Origin of the sequence: Nocardia jejuensis NBRC 103114, from assembly GCF_001613145.1 — a bacterium.
Classification (GTDB): domain Bacteria; phylum Actinomycetota; class Actinomycetes; order Mycobacteriales; family Mycobacteriaceae; genus Nocardia; species Nocardia jejuensis.
Map to the genome: position 1 here is coordinate 1 of NZ_BDBU01000034.1, position 19,677 is coordinate 19,677.

The 19,677-nt window shown below is 67.8% G+C and carries 18 protein-coding genes; 11 read left to right on the forward strand and 7 right to left on the reverse strand.

Going from position 1 to position 19,677, the window contains the following annotated elements; all coding sequences use genetic code 11:
• Both NJ1_RS25835 and mqo read right to left on the reverse strand, forming a co-directional pair.
• On the reverse strand, nucleotides 1-449 hold a 449-nt coding region (locus NJ1_RS25835), incomplete at its 3' end, for a GNAT family N-acetyltransferase (protein WP_067699068.1).
• Nucleotides 450-467: 18 nt separating this feature from the next.
• Nucleotides 468-1,991 carry a malate dehydrogenase (quinone) gene (mqo, locus tag NJ1_RS25840; RefSeq protein WP_245717584.1) on the reverse strand — a complete coding sequence of 508 codons (1,524 nt, stop codon included), beginning with the start codon at nucleotides 1,989-1,991 and terminating at the stop codon, nucleotides 468-470.
• Between the two features lie 174 nt (nucleotides 1,992-2,165).
• On the opposite strand from mqo, the gene NJ1_RS25845 reads away from it, so the two are divergent.
• On the forward strand, nucleotides 2,166-3,212 hold the full coding sequence (locus NJ1_RS25845) for an alpha/beta hydrolase (RefSeq protein ID WP_067698917.1): 1,047 nt from the start codon (nucleotides 2,166-2,168) through the stop codon (nucleotides 3,210-3,212).
• On the opposite strand, the gene NJ1_RS25850 is transcribed toward NJ1_RS25845, so the two are convergent.
• The 3 genes from NJ1_RS25850 to map all read right to left on the reverse strand — a co-directional run bounded on the left by NJ1_RS25850 (nucleotide 3,192) and on the right by map (nucleotide 6,340).
• Entirely contained in the window at nucleotides 3,192-3,755 is a 564-nt protein-coding gene (locus NJ1_RS25850) for a hypothetical protein (protein WP_067698919.1), read from the reverse strand. The genes NJ1_RS25845 and NJ1_RS25850 overlap by 21 nt on opposite strands.
• A gap of 64 nt (nucleotides 3,756-3,819) precedes the next feature.
• Entirely contained in the window at nucleotides 3,820-5,379 is a 1,560-nt protein-coding gene (locus NJ1_RS25855) for a cobyric acid synthase (RefSeq protein ID WP_067698921.1), read from the reverse strand.
• Between the two features lie 97 nt (nucleotides 5,380-5,476).
• Nucleotides 5,477-6,340, reverse strand: coding sequence for a type I methionyl aminopeptidase (gene map, locus NJ1_RS25860; protein ID WP_067698922.1), 864 nt, complete (start codon nucleotides 6,338-6,340; stop codon nucleotides 5,477-5,479).
• Between the two features lie 143 nt (nucleotides 6,341-6,483).
• Here map and NJ1_RS25865 point away from each other — a divergent pair, with 143 nt between their 5' ends.
• The 3 genes from NJ1_RS25865 to NJ1_RS25875 all read left to right on the forward strand — a co-directional run bounded on the left by NJ1_RS25865 (nucleotide 6,484) and on the right by NJ1_RS25875 (nucleotide 10,637).
• Nucleotides 6,484-7,497, forward strand: a complete 1,014-nt coding sequence (locus NJ1_RS25865) for an LLM class flavin-dependent oxidoreductase (protein WP_067698924.1) — start codon at nucleotides 6,484-6,486, stop codon at nucleotides 7,495-7,497.
• Between the two features lie 292 nt (nucleotides 7,498-7,789).
• Entirely contained in the window at nucleotides 7,790-8,722 is a 933-nt protein-coding gene (locus NJ1_RS25870) for a family 2A encapsulin nanocompartment shell protein (protein WP_067698926.1), read from the forward strand.
• Nucleotides 8,694-10,637 (forward strand): family 2A encapsulin nanocompartment cargo protein cysteine desulfurase, encoded by a 1,944-nt coding sequence (locus tag NJ1_RS25875; protein ID WP_084478826.1) that lies wholly within the window; start codon nucleotides 8,694-8,696, stop codon nucleotides 10,635-10,637. The genes NJ1_RS25870 and NJ1_RS25875 overlap by 29 nt, the downstream gene beginning before the upstream one ends.
• Nucleotides 10,638-10,802: 165 nt before the next feature.
• On the opposite strand, the gene NJ1_RS25880 is transcribed toward NJ1_RS25875, so the two are convergent.
• Nucleotides 10,803-11,510 (reverse strand): GntR family transcriptional regulator, encoded by a 708-nt coding sequence (locus NJ1_RS25880; RefSeq protein WP_067699074.1) that lies wholly within the window; start codon nucleotides 11,508-11,510, stop codon nucleotides 10,803-10,805.
• Between the two features lie 172 nt (nucleotides 11,511-11,682).
• Here NJ1_RS25880 and NJ1_RS25885 point away from each other — a divergent pair, with 172 nt between their 5' ends.
• The 7 genes from NJ1_RS25885 (at nucleotide 11,683) to mraY (ending at nucleotide 19,132) form a co-directional block, all read left to right on the forward strand.
• Nucleotides 11,683-12,798 carry a TIGR03364 family FAD-dependent oxidoreductase gene (locus tag NJ1_RS25885; RefSeq protein ID WP_067698928.1) on the forward strand — a complete coding sequence of 372 codons (1,116 nt, stop codon included), beginning with the start codon at nucleotides 11,683-11,685 and terminating at the stop codon, nucleotides 12,796-12,798.
• Nucleotides 12,799-12,867: 69 nt separating this feature from the next.
• Nucleotides 12,868-13,554, forward strand: coding sequence for a phosphonatase-like hydrolase (locus NJ1_RS25890; RefSeq protein WP_084478827.1), 687 nt, complete (start codon nucleotides 12,868-12,870; stop codon nucleotides 13,552-13,554).
• An 89-nt stretch (nucleotides 13,555-13,643) separates the two neighbouring features.
• The gene (locus NJ1_RS25895) at nucleotides 13,644-14,711 is read left to right on the forward strand and encodes a 2-aminoethylphosphonate ABC transporter substrate-binding protein (protein ID WP_084478829.1); all 1,068 of its coding nucleotides are present in this window, start codon (nucleotides 13,644-13,646) and stop codon (nucleotides 14,709-14,711) included.
• A 26-nt stretch (nucleotides 14,712-14,737) separates the two neighbouring features.
• Entirely contained in the window at nucleotides 14,738-15,922 is a 1,185-nt protein-coding gene (locus NJ1_RS25900; protein ID WP_067698930.1) for an ABC transporter ATP-binding protein, read from the forward strand.
• Between the two features lie 163 nt (nucleotides 15,923-16,085).
• Nucleotides 16,086-16,982 (forward strand): 2-aminoethylphosphonate ABC transporter permease subunit, encoded by an 897-nt coding sequence (locus NJ1_RS25905; RefSeq protein ID WP_067698932.1) that lies wholly within the window; start codon nucleotides 16,086-16,088, stop codon nucleotides 16,980-16,982.
• Between the two features lie 3 nt (nucleotides 16,983-16,985).
• Nucleotides 16,986-17,783 (forward strand): ABC transporter permease, encoded by a 798-nt coding sequence (locus NJ1_RS25910; protein WP_067698934.1) that lies wholly within the window; start codon nucleotides 16,986-16,988, stop codon nucleotides 17,781-17,783.
• A 275-nt stretch (nucleotides 17,784-18,058) separates the two neighbouring features.
• A complete protein-coding gene (mraY, locus tag NJ1_RS25915) occupies nucleotides 18,059-19,132 on the forward strand; it encodes a phospho-N-acetylmuramoyl-pentapeptide-transferase (RefSeq protein WP_067698936.1) in 1,074 nt (357 codons plus the stop codon).
• Nucleotides 19,133-19,191: 59 nt separating this feature from the next.
• Here the strand turns inward: mraY and NJ1_RS25920 are convergent, their stop codons facing one another.
• A complete protein-coding gene (locus NJ1_RS25920) occupies nucleotides 19,192-19,521 on the reverse strand; it encodes a hypothetical protein (protein WP_067698938.1) in 330 nt (109 codons plus the stop codon).
• Between the last annotated feature and the right edge of the window lie 156 nt (nucleotides 19,522-19,677).

Sequence of the window (19,677 nt, forward strand, 5' to 3'; positions counted from 1 at the left end):
TAGCCCCGGCGCATGGGCAGGTGCGGGATGCCGTCCTCGACGTACTCTTCGCCGTCGATCTTGAAGCCGTGCTTGGTGTACATGTCGACCAGGTAGGTCTGGGCATTGAGCCGGACGGTGGCCGAACCGGCCTCGGCCAGGGCCGCCTGCAGTACACGGGTGGTGTAGCCGTGGCCCCGCGCGGGCGGGGAGGTGCACAGCCGGCCGATCCGGAAGGACTTGACGCCGTCGTCGTGCTCCTCGAGCAGACGCAGGGTGCAGATGACCTCGCCCTCGTCATCGAGCCAGAAATGCCGGGTCTCCGGTCCGAGATCCAGTCCGTCGAGTTCCGGGTAGGCGCACTTCTGCTCGACGACGAACACTTCGACTCGAAGCTTCAACAGCCTGTAAAGCGTCGCGGTGTCCAGATCTTGGGCCCACGACCGTTTGAGAGCAACCGTTGACATCATCGAGTCTTGCTATCACACCTAGGCGTGAGAAGCGACCCCGGAGTGCTTGGGCGTGTTCGCGTTCTCCAGGTGAAGGGCCTTGTTCGACCAGTCCCACACCTCTTTGAACAGGGCCTGATTCTCGGAGAGCTTGACGCCCAGGGACGGCACCATCTCCTTGAATTTCGGCTCCCACGAAGCGTATTCGCGCGGGAAGCACTTCTTCAGCAGGTCGAGCATGGCGCTCACACCGGTGGACGCGCCCGGAGACGCGCCGAGCAGACCGGCGATGGTGCCGTCCTCGGCCGCGACGACCGCGGTGCCCAGTTCCAGTACGCCGCCCGCGCCCTTGCGCCGGATGATCTGCACGCGCTGACCGGCGATGATCAGCTCCCAGTCCTTGCCCTCGGCACGGGGGATGAACTCCTCCATGGAGTCCACGCGACCGGCCTGGGACTTGGCGAGCTCCGAGACCAGGTACTTGACCAGGCCCATCTCGGTGACGCCGACGCCCAGCATGGAGAACAGGTTGTTCGGCTTGACCGACTTGAACAGATCGGTGTTCTTGCCGTCCTTGAGGAACTTCGGCGTCCAGCCGGCGTACGGGCCGAACAGCAGGCCCTTGTTGCCGTTGATGACGCGAGTGTCCAAGTGCGGCACCGACATCGGCGGCGCGCCGACCGACGCCTGGCCGTACACCTTGGCGTCGTGCTGGTCGATCAGGTCCTGGTTGGTGGAGCGCAGGAACAGGCCCGACACCGGGAACCCGCCGAATCCGGCGATCTCCTTGATGCCCGCCTTCTGCAGCAGCGGCAGTGCGCCGCCGCCCGCGCCGACGAACACGAACTTGGCATTGAGCACGCGGGTCTTGCCCGAGCGCAGGTTGCGCACCTTGACCAGCCAGGAGCCGTCCGACTGCTTGGACAGGTTCTTGACCTCGTGGCCGAACGCGATGTTCGCGCCCGACTTGCCGAGGTAGGCCAGCAGCTCCTTGGTGAGCTCGCCGAAGTCGACGTCGGTGCCGATGTCGCTCCAGTTCAGGGCGACCGGATCGGAGAAGTCACGGCCCTTGGCCATCAGCGGTAGTCGCCGGGTGAACTCGTCCTCGTCGGCGATGAACTCCATGCCCTCGAACAGCGGATGCCGCGACAGCGCCTCGTGGCGCTTGCGCAGGTATTCGACGCCGTCCGCGCCGTGGGTGAAGCTCACGTGCGGAATCGGGTTGATGAAGTTGGACGGGTCGGCCAGCACGCCGTTCTCGACCGCGTAGGACCAGAACTGGCGCGAGACCTGGAAGCGCTCGTTGATGTCGATGGCCTTGGCGATCTCCACCGAGCCGTCGGCGTTCTGCGGCGTGTAGTTCAGCTCGCAGAGCGCCGAGTGCCCGGTACCCGCGTTGTTCCACGGGTCGGAGCTTTCGGCGGCGGCCGCTTCGAGTCGCTCGAAGAGCGTGATCGACCAGTCCGGCTGCACCTGTCGGAGCAGAGCGCCCAGGGTGGCACTCATGATGCCGGCACCGATGAGGACTACATCGGTCTTTTCAATCGTGGCAGCGTTCGGCACGGTGTTGATCGACTTCCTTGTCTTATCTACGGCAACCCAGCAGCGGTCAGGTTACCCGTCGTTCACCTAAGACCGATTGTGCCCCTGGACACGCGGAATTCCCGCAACGAAAGGCCCGAATGTGAGAGATACCTCCAAGCTGTGTTCTGAGACCAGGAGGTTTATCTTTGGCTGGTGACCTCTGATACGTCATCCGCAGCCGGTACGCCCGCATCGACCTCCGTCACCGAGGAGTGGCAGCCCGATGTACTGGGCTCCGACTACCGGCAACTGACCATCCCGCTCGGTCCGGACCCCGACGGCGAGGGTGAGGTGGTCGCCACCGTGGTCCGCTACACACCCGCGGACGCGCCGGTCGCCACCCGGGCCGTGCTGTTCGTGCACGGGTTCACCGACTACTTCTTCCAGGAGCACCTGGCCCAGCACCTGGCCGCGCAGGGGTACGCCTTCTACGCGCTGGACCTGCGCAAGTGCGGCCGTTCCACCCGGCCGGGGCAGACTCCGCACTTCGTGAGCGATCTGGCGCTCTACGACGCGGAGTTGAACCGGGCGCTGCGCGTCATGCGCGAGGAGACCGGCCTGCCGGTGGTGGTGATGGGGCATTCGACCGGCGGGCTGGTGACCTCGCTGTGGTTGCACCGGCTCAATGCCGCGGGAGGCGCTGCGGCACAGGGCATTACCGGCCTGGTGCTGAACAGCCCGTGGTTCGATCTGCAGGGGCCGTCGTACTACCGGACCGTCGGCACGCCGGTGCTCGAGGGACTGGGCCGGCTGCGCGCCTTCGCGTCGCTGCCGCTGGGCAAGATCACCACGTACGGAGACAGCCTGCACCGCACCGCATCCGGCGAATGGGATTACAACCTGGATTGGAAACCGCTGTCGGGCTTCCCCGTTCACGCCGGTTGGCTGCGCGCCATCCGACGCGGGCACCGGCGGTTGCATCAGGGCCTGGACATCGGGGTGCCCGCGCTGATCCTGCGCTCCAAGGTGACCAAGTTCATGGGCAAGTACGGCCCGGCCGCCGACGTGGCCGACGTGGTGCTGGACGTGCGGCAGATTCAGCGCTGGGCGGGCTGCCTGGGCGAGCGGACCAATATCGTGCCGATCGAGGGCGCGCGGCACGATGTGTTCTTGTCCTCGGAAAAGCCGCGCAGCCAGGCCTTCAGCGAGCTGGACTCCTGGCTGCGGTGGCTGGCGAACTCACCAGAAGCTGGTGCGTAGCACGATCTCGGTGGCGAGTTCGTGGCCGGCTTCCCCGGCCACGTTCCCGACATCCACCGGCACCAGCCGGAACTCGCCGTAGACGAAGCGGCTCGAGGGTTCCGCGACCGCGCGCGGGAAACGCTTGGTGGCCAGCAGGGTGGTGGGAATCTCCACCGGCGGGCAGGTCGCGTCCGCGACCGCACCGTCCGGACCTGCGGCGGCCGGGTGTCCGCCACCGGCGACGACCAGGCTCATGAAGCGGCCGAAACCGCGCGCGGCGAGCTGCCAGGCGAGGTCGGCGCCGACACCGCAGCCGACCAGATTGGCCCACGGCACCTTCAACTCGTCGAGGATGGCGAACACGGTCGCCGTGTCGAGACCATCCGCCCATTCGATGGCGATGGTGTGCAGGTCCGAGGTCTGCAAACGGGTGCAGACCTCGTCGTATACGTCGGCCGGGTCGCCCGCATCGGGGAGCAGGAGGACGTGGTGCCGGGACTCGGGTCCTCCGGTTCGCACGGTCCAGATGCGGTCACCGACCGTGATCCGCCGAGATTCCATACGATCACGCTACATGGCACGACCGAGTCCCGAACGCGTCTCGGGTGAACTTATGTGACGGTCGTCACTTGCCGACGGTGAGAGTGGGCCGGCCGGCCGGGGCCCCCTCGGTGATGAGGCGTTCGAGCGCGGGGATATCCAGGTGCTCCGCCATCAGATCCGCGAGCAGATCCAGCTGGGCGTCGCGCACCCGCGCCACCGAAACATCCTCGGCGACAACGAAGCCGGGGTGGCCCGCGGCGGCGGCCACCTCGCGCAGCCAGGCGCGGCGGAATTCGTCCGATTCCAGCGCTCCGTGCAGGTGCGTGCCCCAGATCGCGCCGCGCACACTGCCTTCGGGCGCGCCGTCGAGTTCGAGCCAGGGGCGGTCGCCGGCGGCGCGCACCCGGCCGTGATGAATCTCGTAGCCGTGCACCGGGATACCGCTCGACGGCGCGTCGGGTGCGTAGGTGTGCCCCGCGGCGCGGCGCAGGATCTTCGGATCGTCGAATTCGATCTCCAGGTCGAGCAGGCCCAGGCCCGCGACCGTGCCCGCGCCGGATTCGACGCGGTCCTCGATGGTGCGGGCGAGCATCTGGTAGCCGCCGCAGATGCCCAGAATCGGGCCGCCCGCCGCGGCGCGGGCGATCAGGGCGTCCGCGATACCGGTGCGGCGCAGCCACTCCAGATCGCCGACGGTGGACTTGCTGCCCGGCAGCACCACCAGGTCGGCTCCGGCCAGGCGGGAGGGTTCCTCGACCCAGCGCACCGAGAGGCCGGGCTCGCACGCGAGCGCCTCGACATCGGTGGAGTTGGAGATGCGCGGCAGGCGCACGGCCGCGACGCTGAGCCACTGTCCGCCCAGCGGCGGGCGCGGTCGGCCGACGGGAGCGTCCGCGACGGTGCCGAGGGAGTCCTCGGCGTCGATCCACAGATCCGGCGCGAACGGGATGACGCCGAGGGTGGGGCGGCCGGTGAGGTCATACAGCTGATCCAGGCCCGGCTTCAGCAGATCGACATCGCCCCGGAACTTGTTGACGAGGAAGCCCGAGATGAGTTGCTGGTCTTCGGGTTCCAGGATCGCGACGGTGCCGAACAGGTGCGCCAGCACGCCGCCGCGGTCGATGTCCCCGACGATCAGCACCGGCAGGTCCGCCGCGCGGGCCAGGCCCATGTTCGCCAGATCCGTTGCCCGCAGGTTGATTTCGGCGGGCGATCCGGCGCCCTCACAGATCACCACGTCGAACTCGGCGCGCAGCGAGGCCAATTCCTCGGCGACGACCCCGCGCAGCTGCTGCCGATGCTTGAAGTAATCCTTGGCGCCGACGGTGTCGACGGCCTTGCCGCGCACCACCAGTTGCGAGCGCCGATCGCTGCCGGGTTTGAGCAGGATCGGGTTGAACCGCACGCTCGGCTCCAGACCGCAGGCCCGCGCCTGCAGCGCCTGCGCGCGGCCGATCTCGCCGCCGTCGAGGGTGACGACGGAGTTGTTCGACATGTTCTGAGCCTTGAACGGGGCGACTTTCACGCCTCGGCGCGCGAGCATGCGGCACAACCCCGCGACCACGACGCTCTTACCCGCGTCGGAGGTCGTGCCCGCGATCAGCAGGGCGCCCTTCACCGCGGCTCCGTCCGGGACGCGCATCGGGGCGCACGTGTCGTCGTCCCTTGGGCGCCACCCTGCGGCGCGCCCTGCCCCGGACCGGGAGCAGGGCACGAAATCAGCTGCCGGCGAGCGATTCTCACGGGAGGGTGAGGATTTCCGACCCGGTCTCGTTGACCACGAGGGTGTGCTCGAACTGCGCGGTCCACTTGCGGTCCTTGGTGACCACGGTCCAGCCGTCCGGCCAGATCTCGTAGTCGATGCCACCGAGGTTGATCATCGGCTCGATGGTGAAGGTCATGCCGGTCTCGATGACCGACTCCACGGCCGGCTGGTCGTAGTGCAGGATCACCAGGCCGCTGTGGAAGGTGGGTCCGACGCCGTGGCCGGTGAAGTCGCGGACCACGCCGTAGCCGAAGCGGTTGGCGTAGGACTCGATGACGCGGCCGATCACATTGAGGGCGCGCCCCGGCTTCACGGCCTTGATGGCGCGGGCGGTGGCCTCCTCGGTGCGCTCGACCAGCAGGCGCACCTCCTCGTCGGGGGTACCGGAGAAGTAGGTCTTGTTGGTGTCGCCGTGCACGCCGTTGATGTAGGCGGTGACGTCGATATTGACGATGTCACCGTCCTCGATCACGGTCGAGTCCGGGATGCCGTGGCAGATGACCTCGTTCAGCGAGGTGCAGCAGGACTTGGGAAAGCCCTTGTAGCCCAGCGTGGACGGGTACGCGCCGTTGTCGACGAGGTACTCGTGCACGATGCGGTCGAGCTCGTCGGTGGTGACGCCGGGGGCGACGGCCTTGCCCGCCTCCTCGAGGGCCTGGGCGGCGAGCGTGCTGGCCAGTCGCATCTTCTCGATGGTCTCGGGCGTCTGCACCCAGGGCTCATGCCCCTCGTTGGCGGTCTTCTTCCACACGTACTCCGGGCGCTCGATCGATTTCGGCACCTCGCGAATGGGCGATTGCGTGCCGGGAACGAGAGGTTTACGGGTGCGCACTGACATGGGACCAAGACTATCCGCCCGAGCCGGACTGCTCGCGGCCAGCGTGTGAGCGACCGGCGTGTAGCCGTGGAATGTTTCCGGACCACGGTCCGTTTAAGCGATAGGTTGACTTGGAAACAAATTTTTCGGGAGAGGAATACACCGTGGAGCTGGGACTCACGACATTCGCCGAGGTGCACCCGGTCGGCGGTACCGGGCCGACTCCCACGGCGGCCGAGCGGTTGCGTCAGGTCGTGCGGGAGGCCGAGGTCACCGAGCAGGCCGGCCTGGACGTGTACGGCGTCGGCGAGCACCATCGCAAGGATTTCGCCGCCTCCTCCCCCGCCGTGGTCCTCGCGGCCATCGCCGCGCGCACCGAACGGATTCAGCTCACCAGTGCGGTCACCGTGTTGAGCTCCGATGATCCGGTCCGCGTCTTCCAGGACTTCGCCACGCTCGACGGACTGTCCGACGGACGCGCCGAGCTGATGGCGGGCCGGGGCTCCTTCACCGAGTCGTTCCCCCTGTTCGGTTACGACCTCGCCGATTACGACGCGCTGTTCGAGGAGAAGCTGGCGCTGCTGTTGAAGATTCGCGACGAGGGGCCGGTCACCTGGAACGGCAGGTTCCGCGCGCCGTTGAAGGACGCGATCGTCTATCCCCGCACCGAGGGCAGGCCGCTGCCGGTCTGGATCGCGGTGGGCGGCAGCCCTGAATCCGTGGTCCGCGCGGGACTTCTGGGGCTCCCCCTGGCCATCGCGATCATCGGCGGACAGCCCGCGCGATTCAAGCCGCTGGTGGAGCTGTATCACCGGGCGCTGGCCGAGGGCGGCAACGAGCCGCAGCCGGTCGCGGTGCACGCGCACGGCTACGTCGCGGACACCGACGAGGACGCCGTCGCGGATTTCTACGCTCCGTACGCGGCCGCCATGAGCGGGATCGGCCGCGAGCGCGGCTGGGGCGCGATGACCCGAGAGCAGTTCAACGCCCTTCGCTCCCAGAGTGGTTCGCTGTTCGTCGGCACCCCGGACTACGTGGCGAGCAAGATCGCCGACGTCCGTGACACCCTCGGGCTGGACCGCTTCATGCTGCACACCAGCGTCGGCACGCTGCCGCACGAGAAGGTTCTGGACAATATCCGGCTGCTCGGGGAGAAAGTCGCCCCGCAGGTTCGCTGACATGAATCCATCGGTACCGCCGCGCATTTCGCGGCGGTACCGATGACTTTTACGGAATCTCCCCGTAACGCGTGAGCCCCCGCCGAGACCGCGAATTAACCTCGCGGCGCATCGGCGCGTAACCGTGCTGCCTGACGATGACCTTGTTCCAACGATCGAGAGGAATGGTGCCGCTTCGGAATTTCCGCGGCGCGCAATATCATTCGCGACGGTCGCGCGGACAATCCGAACGGCGCTTGTTAGCATGGCGCCGCACAGGTAACGGTCGATTTGCCAATCCCAAGGTGGTTCGATGACAAGTACTGTTCCACAACCGGTTGCGCTGGGTGATGAAGCCGCGAGGACACTCGCGAACGCGACCAAGTCCGTTCCGCAGATGGAGTCGATCACTCCTCGCTGGCTCGTCCATCTCATGAACTGGATCCCCGTCGAGGCGGGCATCTACCGTCGTAACCAGGTAACCCACGAGAACACCGTGGATATCAAGTGCGACAACTACGATGAGTCTCCGCTGCCCGAGACGTTCATCGACTACCAGAAGAAGCCGCGCGAGTACCGGCTCAAGGCCGTGCACACGATCCTCGACGTGCACACCCGGGTGTCGGATCTGTACTCGAGCCCGCACGATCAGATAGCCCAGCAGTTGCGGCTCACCATCGAGGCGATCAAGGAACACCAAGAGGGCGAGCTGATCAACAGCCCCGACTATGGCCTGATCGCGAATGTCGCACCCAAGCAGAAGATTTCCACGATCGCCGGGCCGCCCACCCCCGATGATCTGGACAATATGATCGCGAAGGTCTGGAAGGAACCCGGATTCTTTCTGACTCATCCGGAGGGGATCGCGGCCTTCGGCCGGGAATGCACGCGGCGCGGTGTGCCGCCGCCGACGGTCAGCCTGTTCGGCTCGCAATTTTTGACCTGGCGCGGAATTCCGATCATTCCGTCGGACAAGGTGCCGGTCGAGAAGGGCAAGACCAAGTTCCTGTTGATCCGGACCGGAGAGTCGCGCCAGGGCGTGATCGGCCTGTACCAACCCGGGCTCGCCGGGGAACAGGGCCCGGGGCTGTCGGTGAAGTTCATGGGTATCGACCGCAGCGCGATCGCCTCGTACCTGGTGTCGCTGTATTGCTCGCTGGCGATCCTGACCGACGACGCGGTGGCACTGCTCGAGGGAGCCGAGGTGGACAAGTTCCATGACTACACACCGACCTACCGGAAGTGAGCCGCCGGCCTCCCCGATCCCGGCCGAGACGACCGTGCTGAACCTGCCCGACGAGGCGACGATCAATCGCCTCGCGGGCGCGTTCTTCGCGGCGCTGCCGTCGGGGATGCCCGGGGTCGCGGCGCTCGGGGTCGCGGCACCGAGTTCACCTGCGGGGCTGCCCGATACGTTCCCGTCTGCACTGGGTTCGGTGCCGACGGGTTCGGTGCCGGTGGGTTCGGTGCCGACCAGCTCCGTGCCGACAAGTTCCGTGCCGACAAGGTCTGTGCCGACCAGCTCCGTGCCGACAAGGTCTGTGCCGACAAGTTCGGTGCCGACCGGGTCCGCCCCGCAGAGTTCGTCGGCACCGGGTGCGGTGTCGGCGCCGCGGAGTTCCGCGCCCCAGGGTGCGGTACCGCCGGGCGGCCCGACACCGGACGTGACGGTACCGGCCTGGGGTGCGGACGTGCCCATGTCGACCCCGTCGGGTCCGCCGCCGACCTCCACGGTGCGCAACGCGGACATCCACACCGACCCCTTCCTGGTCGGGCTGCCCTCGTTGGAACAGGTGCTCTCGCCGCCACGAGACGCCGGACCGCCCGCGGTCGGCGCGCCCGAGTTCTACTTCCTCGAGCGCCCGCAAGCCCCTGCGGCACCGGTGAATTCGCAGTTCTACTTCCTGGACGCGGTGCGCCATCGAGCGCCGGACCGGCATCCGCCCTTCGACGTGCACGCCGTGCGCAACGACTTCCCGATTCTGAGCGAACGGGTGAACGGGCATCCGCTGGTCTGGTTCGACAACGCCGCGACCACGCAGAAGCCGCGATCGGTCATCGAGCGGATCGCGTACTTCTACGAGCACGAGAACTCCAATATCCACCGGGCCGCACACGAATTGGCCGCGCGCTCCACCGATGCGTACGAACGTGCGCGCGATGCGGTGACGCGGTTCATCGGCGCGTCCTCGGCGCAGGAGATCGTCTTCGTACGCGGGGCCACCGAGGGGATCAACCTGATCGCACAGACCTGGGGGCGCAAGCACATTCGCGAGGGTGACGAGATCCTGATCTCGCACCTGGAGCATCACGCGAACATCGTGCCCTGGCAGATGCTGTGCGCCGAGACCGGCGCGCTGCTGAAGGTCATCCCGGTGGACGATCGCGGGCAGTTGCTGATGGACGAGTACACCCGGCTGCTCTCCGATCGCACGAAACTCGTGTCGGTGACTCAGGTCTCGAACGCCCTGGGCACCATCACCCCCGTGCACGAGATCGTGGCGCAGGCACATCGCGCCGGGGCGATCGCCCTGATCGACGGGGCTCAGTCGGTTCCGCACACCGCCGTCGACGTGCGGTCCATCGGGGCCGACTTCTTCGTGTTCTCGGGCCACAAGCTGTTCGGCCCCACCGGAATCGGCGTGGTGTACGGCAACGCCGAGGTGCTGCGTGACATGCCGCCGTGGCAGGGCGGCGGGAACATGATCAGCGACGTCACGCTGGAGCGCTCGCTGTTCCAACCGCCCCCGGGTCGTTTCGAAGCGGGCACCGGGAATATCGCGGACGCGGTCGGCCTGGGCGCTGCGATCGACTACGTCGAGCGGCTGGGTATGGACAACATCTCGCGGTACGAACACGGCCTGCTCGAATACGCCACCCCCCGGCTGGCCGCGATACCCGGGGTCAGACTGGTCGGAACGGCGGCCGACAAGGCCAGTGTGCTGTCCTTCGTCATGGACGGCTACGAACCCCTCGAGGTCGGAAAAGCGTTGAACGAGAAGGGCATCGCGGTCCGCGCCGGTCATCACTGCGCACAGCCGATCCTGCGCCGCCTCGGTCTCGAGGCGACGGTCCGCCCCTCCTTCGCGTTCTACAACACCTGTGAGGAGATCGACCGCATGATCAGTGAACTGGAACGGCTGGCTCGCGCGGTGCGCTAGGTTCCGGCGGTGCGCCGTGCCCGCACCGGTCCGTCCAGGAATTCAGCTCTCCCGCAGCATTTCTCGCGCCCGCCACGACCCGTGGCGGGCGCGTTCCGGGTCAGGGCCATCGATATCATCGCCACGGCCCTCGGCAGTCACCGATCAGCCCGGCCGGCGGCCGGATCAGTCGCGCAGGGTGGCCTGGAAGGCGATGCGATCGCCCCGGTAGAGGGAGCGGACGCGTTCGATGGGGGTGCCGTCGGCGTCGACGCTGCGGCGGTGCAGCAGGAGCATGGGCAGGGCCGTGGTGCATTCCAGGAGGGCGGCTTCGCGCGGGGAGGCCAGGACGGTTTCCACGCGTTCGGTGGCGGAGGCGTACCAGACGCCTCGGGCTCGGGTGGCGGCGTAGAGGGAGGTGCGGGGGTCGTAGGTCTCGCGCAGGAAGGCGAAGCGGTCGATGGGCATGAAGGTGCTCTCGAGCCCGATGCGCTCGCCGTCCGCGAGCAGGATGCGTTCGAGGTGCATGACCAGGGTGCCGGGTTCCAGGGACAGGTCCTGGGCGGTGTCGGGATCGGCGGGGATGTCGGACCAGTCGACCAGGAGACGGCCGGGGATACGGCCGTATTTCAGAGCGCCCTCGGTATAGGAGCGCAGGGACATGGGCTGGACCATTTTCGGGCGTGAGACCACGGTGCCCCGGCCCTGCCGGCGAATGCGGCCCTCCACCAGCAGTTCCCGGACCGCTTGACGCACGGTCTCGCGGGCCACGCCGCAGCGCAGGGCCAGATCGCGTTCCGAGGGCAGCGGATCGCCCTCGGAGAGTTCGCTCAGCAGCGATTCGAGTTCCGTGCGCACCCGGTACGACTTGGGAATTCTGGCGGAATCCGTTATCGCGCTGGACATTTCCTCTGTCGTTCGGCCGTCCGCCTGCTGCTCGCCCACCCCGGCAACCTCCGTAGCGTCCATGCCCCCAGCGTACACAGAATTGGTCTATACCAATTGTTAACCTGGCGTTTGCACACGAAACACTCCTAGGTCTAGACCATTGGTCACGATGAGTCCCATGCGATTGGTCATCATCGGCGGAGGACTCCTCGGCACAGCCCACGCCCTAGCCGCCATCGGACGCGGCCACGAAGTCGTTCAGCTCGAGCGCGAGGTCGAGGCGCGCGGCGCGACCGTGCGCAACTTCGGTCTGGTGTGGGTGTCGGGGCGCAGCGCGAGCGAAATGGCGATCACGCTGCGCTCGCGGCAACTGTGGGAGGAGATCGGCGGCAAGGTTCCGGGCGTCGGCTTCCGCGCCGCGGGATCGATCACGCTGGTGCGCAGCGAGGCCGAACTGGCCGTCGCCGAGGCCGCCGCCGCGAGCGATTCGGCCGCCGAACGGGGATTCGAACTGCTCGACGTCGAGCAGGTCCGTGCGATCAATCCCGCGGTGCGCGGTAAATTCCTCGCCGGACTGCACTGTTCGACCGATGCCGCCGTGGAATCGCGCCAGGCGCTGCCCGCGCTGCGCCGGTACATGGAGGCCAGCGAGCGCTACACCTTCTTCGGCGGCACCGAGGCGCGCACCGTCACCGGTGGCACCGTGGTGGACGATCGCGGCCGCCGCCACGAGGGCGATCTCGTCCTGGTCTGCCCGGGCGCCGCGCACACCGGACTGACCCGTGAACTCGTCGGCGACATCCCGGTGCGCCGGGTGCGCCTGCAGATGATGCAGACCGCGCCGCTGGGCGAATCGCTCACCACCGCGATCGCCGACGGCGACAGCTTCCGCTACTACCCGGCCTTCGCGGGTGAGGAACTGGATCGCCTCAATCGTGAAGAGGCACAACCCTTCACCGCCGCACGGCACAAGATGCAGTTGCTGTGCGTGCAACGCCTGCACGGCGGGCTCACCATCGGCGACACCCACGAATACGACGAGCCGTTCAACTTCGACGTGGACGAGGCGCCGTACGAGCACCTCACCTCCGTCGCGGAGGAACTGCTCGGCCGCAAGCTGCCGCAGGTGGTGCGGCGCTGGGCGGGGGTCTACAGCCAGTCCATCGATCCGGGCGCGATCGTGACCCGCGCCCGGGCGTCGGACACCGTCTGGGTCGTCACCGGTCCCGGTGGGCGCGGCATGACGCTGGGGCCCGCGCTCGGGGAGGAAACCGCCGATCTGCTCGGCCTCTGAGTTTCCGCGGATCCGGCTTCCGCAGCCCTGACCTCCACGTTTCCCAGTCTTCGACCAAAAGGAATCCCTGTGTCCGACAAGCAGATCGATCTCGCGGTACTCGATATGGCCGGCACCACCGTCGTGGACGACGGCCTGGTGGTCCAGGCCTTCGAGCGGGCCGCCACGGCCGCCGGAATCCCTGTCGAGGGACCCGAGCGCGAGGCCGCCCGGCAGTACGTGATCGACACCATGGGCCAGTCCAAGATCGTCGTGTTCCGGGCGTTGCTGGGCGACGAGAGCAAGGCGCAGCAGGCCAACGACGCCTTCGAGGCCGCCTACGCCGAGCTCGCCGATGCCGGGGTGTCGCCGATTCCCGGTGCCGCCGAGGCGATCACGGCGCTGCGCGCGGCCGGGATCAAGGTGGCGCTGACCACCGGATTCAGCCGCGCCACCCAGGACAAGCTGCTGACCGCGCTGGGCTGGAACGAGATCGCCGACCTGACCCTCGCACCGTCCGACGCCGGCCGCGGCCGTCCCTACCCGGACATGGTGCTCACCGCGCTGCTGCGCCTGGGCATCGACGCCGTGGATCGCGTTGCGGTGCTCGGTGACACGGCCAGCGATATCGCCACCGGACTGGCCGCGGGCGCACGCATCGCCGCGGGCACGCTGACCGGCGCACACGACGAGGACCAGCTGCGGGCCGCCGGGGCGACCCACGTGGTGCCGTCGGTGACCGAGTTCGCACAGCTGCTGCTGGCCGAACGCGGCTAGAGAATTCCGGAGCCTCGCCGCCGGGGTTCCGGATACACCCCCCACCCCTTCGATCGACCCTCTCCCACGAACTGAAAGTTGTAGTCACCGTGCGTAATACGAAAAACCGCCTCGCACGCAATATCGCCCGCACCGCACTCGTTCTCACCTCGGCCACCGCGGTCGTCCTCAGCCTGACCGCCTGCGGCGGCACCGGCAGCGACTCGAGCGACGGCAAGACGGTCACCGTCTACTCCGCCGACGGTGTCGGTGACTGGTACAAGACCCAGTTCGCGAAGTTCAAGGATCAGACCGGCATCTCGGTCAACCTGGTCGAGGCCGGCTCCGGCGAGGTCGTCAACCGGGTCGACAAGGAGCAGGCCAACCCGCAGGCCGACGTGATCGTCACGCTCCCGCCGTTCATGCAGAAGGCCGACAAGACGGGGCTGCTGCAGGCCAGCGGCGTCGACACCGCCGCGTTCCCGGCCTCGGAGAAGGACGCGGGCGGCAAGTGGGTCACGCTGGCGGGCAACTACCTCTGCTTCATCGCCAACCCGAGCGTCGAGGCCCCCAAGCTGACCTGGGACGATCTGCTGAAGCCGGAGTACAAGGGCAAGATCCAGTACTCCACCCCCGGTCAGGCCGGTGACGGCACCGCGGTGCTGATCCTGCTGCAGCAGCTCTACGGCAAGCAGGGCGCGCTGGACTACCTGACCAAGCTGCAGTCCAACAATGTCGGCCCGTCCTCCTCCACCGGCAAGCTGCAGGCCAAGGTCGACAAGGGCGAGATCCTCGTCGCCAACGGCGATATCCAGATGAACCTGGCCACCATCAAGGAGAAGGGGTCCAAGTTCAGCGTCTTCTTCCCCGCCGCCGCCGATGGCAAGCAGAGCACCGTCGCACTGCCGTACCTGATGGGCCTGGCCAAGGGCGCTCCGCATTCGGACGCCGGCAAGAAGCTGATGGACTACCTGCTCTCGGCTGACGCGCAGAAGACCCTGACCGATGCCAATGCCGTCTCCGCGCGCACCGATCTGAAGGACAGCCCGGCCGCCGCCGGCGCGGTCTCCCCGGCCTCGCTGGTCAAGAACGTCGATGTGCTGCACCCGGATTGGAACAAGGTGCTCGAGGACCTCGACGCCGATGTCGCGGCCTACACGAAGGCCACCGGCAGCTAATTTCACCGCCTCAGGGAGCAGCAACCATGTCCTCCGCGTTGACGACATCCTCGGTGGCGACCACCTCCGCCATCGAACCGGCCATCGTGTTCGATCGGGTCGGTGTCACCTACGGCCACGGCCGTAAAACCACTGTCGCACTGGCCGATTTCAACCTGCGCGTCGCCGCGGGGGAAACGGTTGCCCTGCTCGGACCCAGCGGTTCCGGCAAGTCCACCGCACTCAAGGCCCTGGCCGGATTCGTCCGGCCGACCTCGGGTGCGGTGCGACTGGCCGGCCGCGACGTCACCGACCTCTCCCCCGCCAAGCGCGGGATCGGCGTCGTCGTGCAGTCGTACGCGCTGTTCCCGCACATGCGGGTGCACGACAACGTGGCCTTCGGGCTCAAGGCACATCGTGTGCCGCGCAACGAGATCGGGAATCGGGTGACCGAGGCCCTGGAGATGGTCGGGATGGGCGCGTACGCCCAGCGCCTCCCGCGCGAGCTGTCCGGTGGACAGCAGCAGCGGGTCGCGATCGCGCGGGCGCTGGCGATCCGGCCGAACGTCCTGCTGCTGGACGAACCACTCGCCGCGCTGGACGCGCAATTGCGCCAGACCATGCTCGGGGAGCTACAGCAGCTTCGAAAAGCACTGCCGGACACGGCAATGCTGTATGTGACGCACGATCAGGCCGAGGCGCTGGCGCTCGCCGACCGGATCGCGGTCATGCGGGACGCGCGGCTGGTCGATATCGATACCGCCCGGAAGCTGTGGCAGCAACCGTCCTCGGATTTCACCGCCGCGTTCATCGGCGGCGCGAATCTGTTGCCCGCCACCGTGAAACACGTATCGGGCACGGCGGCACTGGTGACCGTCGGCGAGCACACGTTGCGGGCCGAGGCCCCGCGTCCGGGCGTGGGACGCCCGGACTGGGTGCCCGATGCCGACGCGCAGCTGTGTGTACGACCGCACACCGTACAGATCGCGGCTCTGACCGAGCGGGACGTGCTGCGCGGCACCGTGGTTTCCACTGTGTGGAAGGGTGCGACCACCCGCGTGCAACTGACGGTGCAGGGCCTGCCCGTCGAGGTCACCGCCGATGTCCCCGGGCACAGCGAGCTGACGGTCGACGATACGGTCGGCGTGCGGTTCCCGGACCCGGCCGGTGTGCTCATCCCGCCCGCCGCCGGAACACCTTCCGCCGCAGACGAATCCGAGGTGCGGGCATGAGGGGCGCAGCGCTGCCACACCGCCGCACCGGCGACCGTGAGCCCGACCGGACCGCCGCCGCCCGGATCGAACCCGCACCACGACCCGCCACGCGCCCGGTCCCGCGGACCACATGGTCCGAACTCTTCACCCGCGTGAACGCGGCACGAGATCGGAGTCGCTCGTGACCGCGCTGCTGCAAACCCCCTCCGCGCCCGCGACTCCGGAGCCCGGCTCACCACGACAGTCCTGGAAGCCGATGCTGTGGACGCTGCCGCCGGTGCTGGTGGTGCTGACCATCGCCGTCTACCCGATCGTGCGGGTGCTCGCCGAATCCACCCGCACCAAGCAGGGTGGGCGCGGCACGAGCACCTGGGCCGGTGTGCTCGGCGAGGAATCCTTCCGGAACGCGCTGTGGCGCACCGTATCCATCGCGGTGTTCTCCACGGCGGGATGTCTGGTGCTGGGCACCTTCCTGGCGATCGTGCTCGCGTTCGTGCCGTTTCCCGGCTCGCAGCTGGTCGGCCGCCTCATCGACACCGTGCTGACGCTGCCGTCGTTCCTGGTGACGCTGGCGTTCACGTTTCTGTACGGCACCGCGGGCGCGGTGAACGCGCTGATCACACAGATCACCGGATCCACGGAACCGGCGCTGAACTTCCTGTCCACACCGTGGGGCGTGATCCTGGCCGAGATCACCTTCTTCACCCCGTTCGTGGTGCGGCCGCTGCTGGCGGCGTTCGCCCAGCTGCCGCGCGAGCAACTCGACGTGGCCTCCAGTCTCGGCGCGTCCCCGTGGCGGGTGCTGCGCTCGGTGCTGTTGCCCGAGGCGTGGCCCGCCCTGGCCGCCGGCGGGAGTCTCGTACTCCTGTTGACGCTCAACGAGTTCGGCATCGTCCTGTTCACCGGGGCCAAGGGCGTGATCACCCTGCCCGCGCTCATCTACACCCGCGGCATCGTCACCTTCGATCTGCCCGGTGCGGCGGTGCTGGCCAGCATTCAGATCCTGCTGTCGCTGAGCTTGTACGTCGTCTATCGCCTGGTCTTCGCCCGTCTGATCAGTGCCCGGAAGGAGGGCTGAGCCATGCTGGTGTGGACACGCAACGGCCGCATCGCGGTCATCGCCGTCTTCGCCCTGGTGGTCGCGATCGTCTTCGTGGCCCCGATCGCCACCGTCGTGGCCGCCGCCCTCGCGGGCAGCTGGACCGGCCCGCTCCCTTCGGATCTCGGCTTCGCCAACTTCAGCGACGCGCTCTCCGGGCAGGAGGCCGCGAGCCTGTCGGTGAGCCTGCAAACCGCGCTCATGGCCGGCGGTATCGCGCTGGTCCTGGGCACCTGGGCGGCGCTGGCCTCGCGCGAGGCGCCGCAATGGCTGCGCCGGGTCACCGACGCGGTGTTCCATGTGCCCGTCGCGGTCCCGTCCGTCGCCATCGGGCTGGGCGTGCTCATCGCCTTCAACGAGCGCCCACTGCTGCTGGGCGGCACCAAGTGGATAGTCGTCGTCGCGCACACCGTCCTGGTCCTGGCCTACGCCTTCAGCGGTGTCTGCGCAGCCTTGGACCGCCTGGATCCGGGCTATCAGCAGGCCGCCGAATCCCTGGGCGCGGGCCCCTTCCGAGTCCTCACCCGCATCACCCTCCCGCTGCTGCTGCCCGCCCTCGGCTCGGCGGCGGGCCTGGCCGTGGCCCTGTCCATGGGCGAACTCGGCGCCACGGTCATGGTCTACCCCGCCACCTGGAAAACCCTGCCCGTCAGCATTTTCGCCGCCACCGACCGCGGCGAGGTCTTCGACGCCGCGGCCAGCACCACCCTCCTGGTGCTGGTAACCCTGCTGGCCCTGATCCTGCTGGGCCGCCTCCGAGGCCGCGCCGCCCTCCGCTGACCCCCGGCCCCGCTGACCGCGGATGAGGGGCGCGGGCAACGGAAACCGACCCGCCACCGACCCTTCGGTGGCGGGTCGTCCGCGTTCGGGCGGAGTGTTCGAGGTGCGGCACACGGTGCGGGGCGTTACGGTTCGGCGGGGCGGAGAGGGATGTCTCACGGCGGGGGTTGTGGGAGGTGCTCTGGGAGTGGGGTTTTGGTTAGCATCTGAGCGGCACCGTGGATGGCGCGTGTGAGACTGTGGCCGGATCGGGCGCGGCGGGACTTGGGGGAACCATGAGACAGATCATGTTTTCGGCGATGATCGGGCTGGCGGTGTCGATCGTGCTGACGCCGGTGCTGATCAGGATCTTCAGCGCCCGCAAAGTGGGCCAGGAGATTCGCAGTGACGGACCTGCCAGTCATTTCGCCAAGCGGGGAACGCCCACCATGGGCGGCATCGCGATCATCGTGGGAATGTGGGCGGGCTACCTGGGTTCGCATCTGCTGGGGATCCGGTACGACGCCGAGGGGGTGACCGTATCGGGGCTGCTGGTGCTGGGACTGGCCACCGCGCTGGGCGGGGTGGGGTTCGTCGACGACTTCATCAAGCTGCGCAATCGGCGCAGTCTGGGCTTGAAGGCATCGGGAAAGTACGTGGGGCAGCTGGGGGCGGCGGTGATCTTCGGGGTGCTCGCCATGCGGTTCCCGGACGCCACCGGCCTGACACCCGGCAGCCGGCAGCTGTCGTTCGTGCGGGACAACGCGATCATGGCGATGTGGACCGGATTCTTCCTGCTGCTGGTGTGTTTCCTGGTGGTGGCCTGGTCCAATGCCGTGAACATCACCGACGGGCTGGACGGACTGGCCGCCGGATCGATGAGCATGGCGCTGGGCGCGTACGTGCTGATCACGTTCTGGCAGTTCATGCACGCGTGCTCGGTGCGGCCCAGCGCGGGCTGCTACAGCGTGCGCGATCCGCTCGATCTGGCCGTGGTCTGCGCGGCGGGCGTGGGGGCCTGCCTCGGATTCCTGTGGTGGAACGCGGCTCCCGCGAAGATCTACATGGGCGACACCGGCTCGCTGGCACTGGGCGGTCTGCTGGCGGGGCTGTCCGTCACCAGCCGGACCGAGATTCTGATGGCGGTCGTCGGCGCGCTGTACTGCGCGGAGATCCTGTCGGTGGTGCTGCAGATCGCGGTGTACCGGACCACCCACAACCGCCTGTTCAAGATGGCGCCGTTCCACCATCACTTCGAGCTCGGCGGCTGGGCGGAAACCACCGTGGTGATTCGCTTCTGGCTGCTGGCGGGTCTGTCGGCGGCGGCGGGGCTGATGCTGTTCTACGGCGAGCACCTCTCGGCCCGCTGAACGAGAGGTGGGCCGGTACCGAAATCGGCACCGGCCCAACTCTTTTCCCCGGGGAGGGATCAGCCCGGGGAATCCAGGCCCGCGGTCGCCGCCAGCAGCGCGCGGGAGCAGGATTGGTCGGACTCGGCGATCACGCCCGCCGCGAGCAGGTACGCCGCGGCCATCCGCACCGCGAGATCACCGAGACCGCCGAGCGTTTCGGTGAGTTCCCGCGCCTTCGACTCGAAGCCACGTCGTAGCTGCAGCGCCGAATCGAAGCCGCCGAAGCCGCTCAGCGTCTGGATGCTCGCCGAACGCTGGAGCTGTGGATCGAGCGTGTCCGCGAACCGCAGGAAAGTGGCCGCACATGCTCGTGCCGCGTCCGTTTCCATCCGAAAGCTGTCCCCCATGGCCGAACTCCGTCCATCGAATGCGCACTATCGGCTACACATCATCTACACCGCAATATCGCAAATGATGTATCAAGCATCAAGGAAAGAGATTGTCTCGCACGGGGAAATACGACAATCGCGTCGGGAAACCGTGACGGGCGTGCCGCGCCAGTC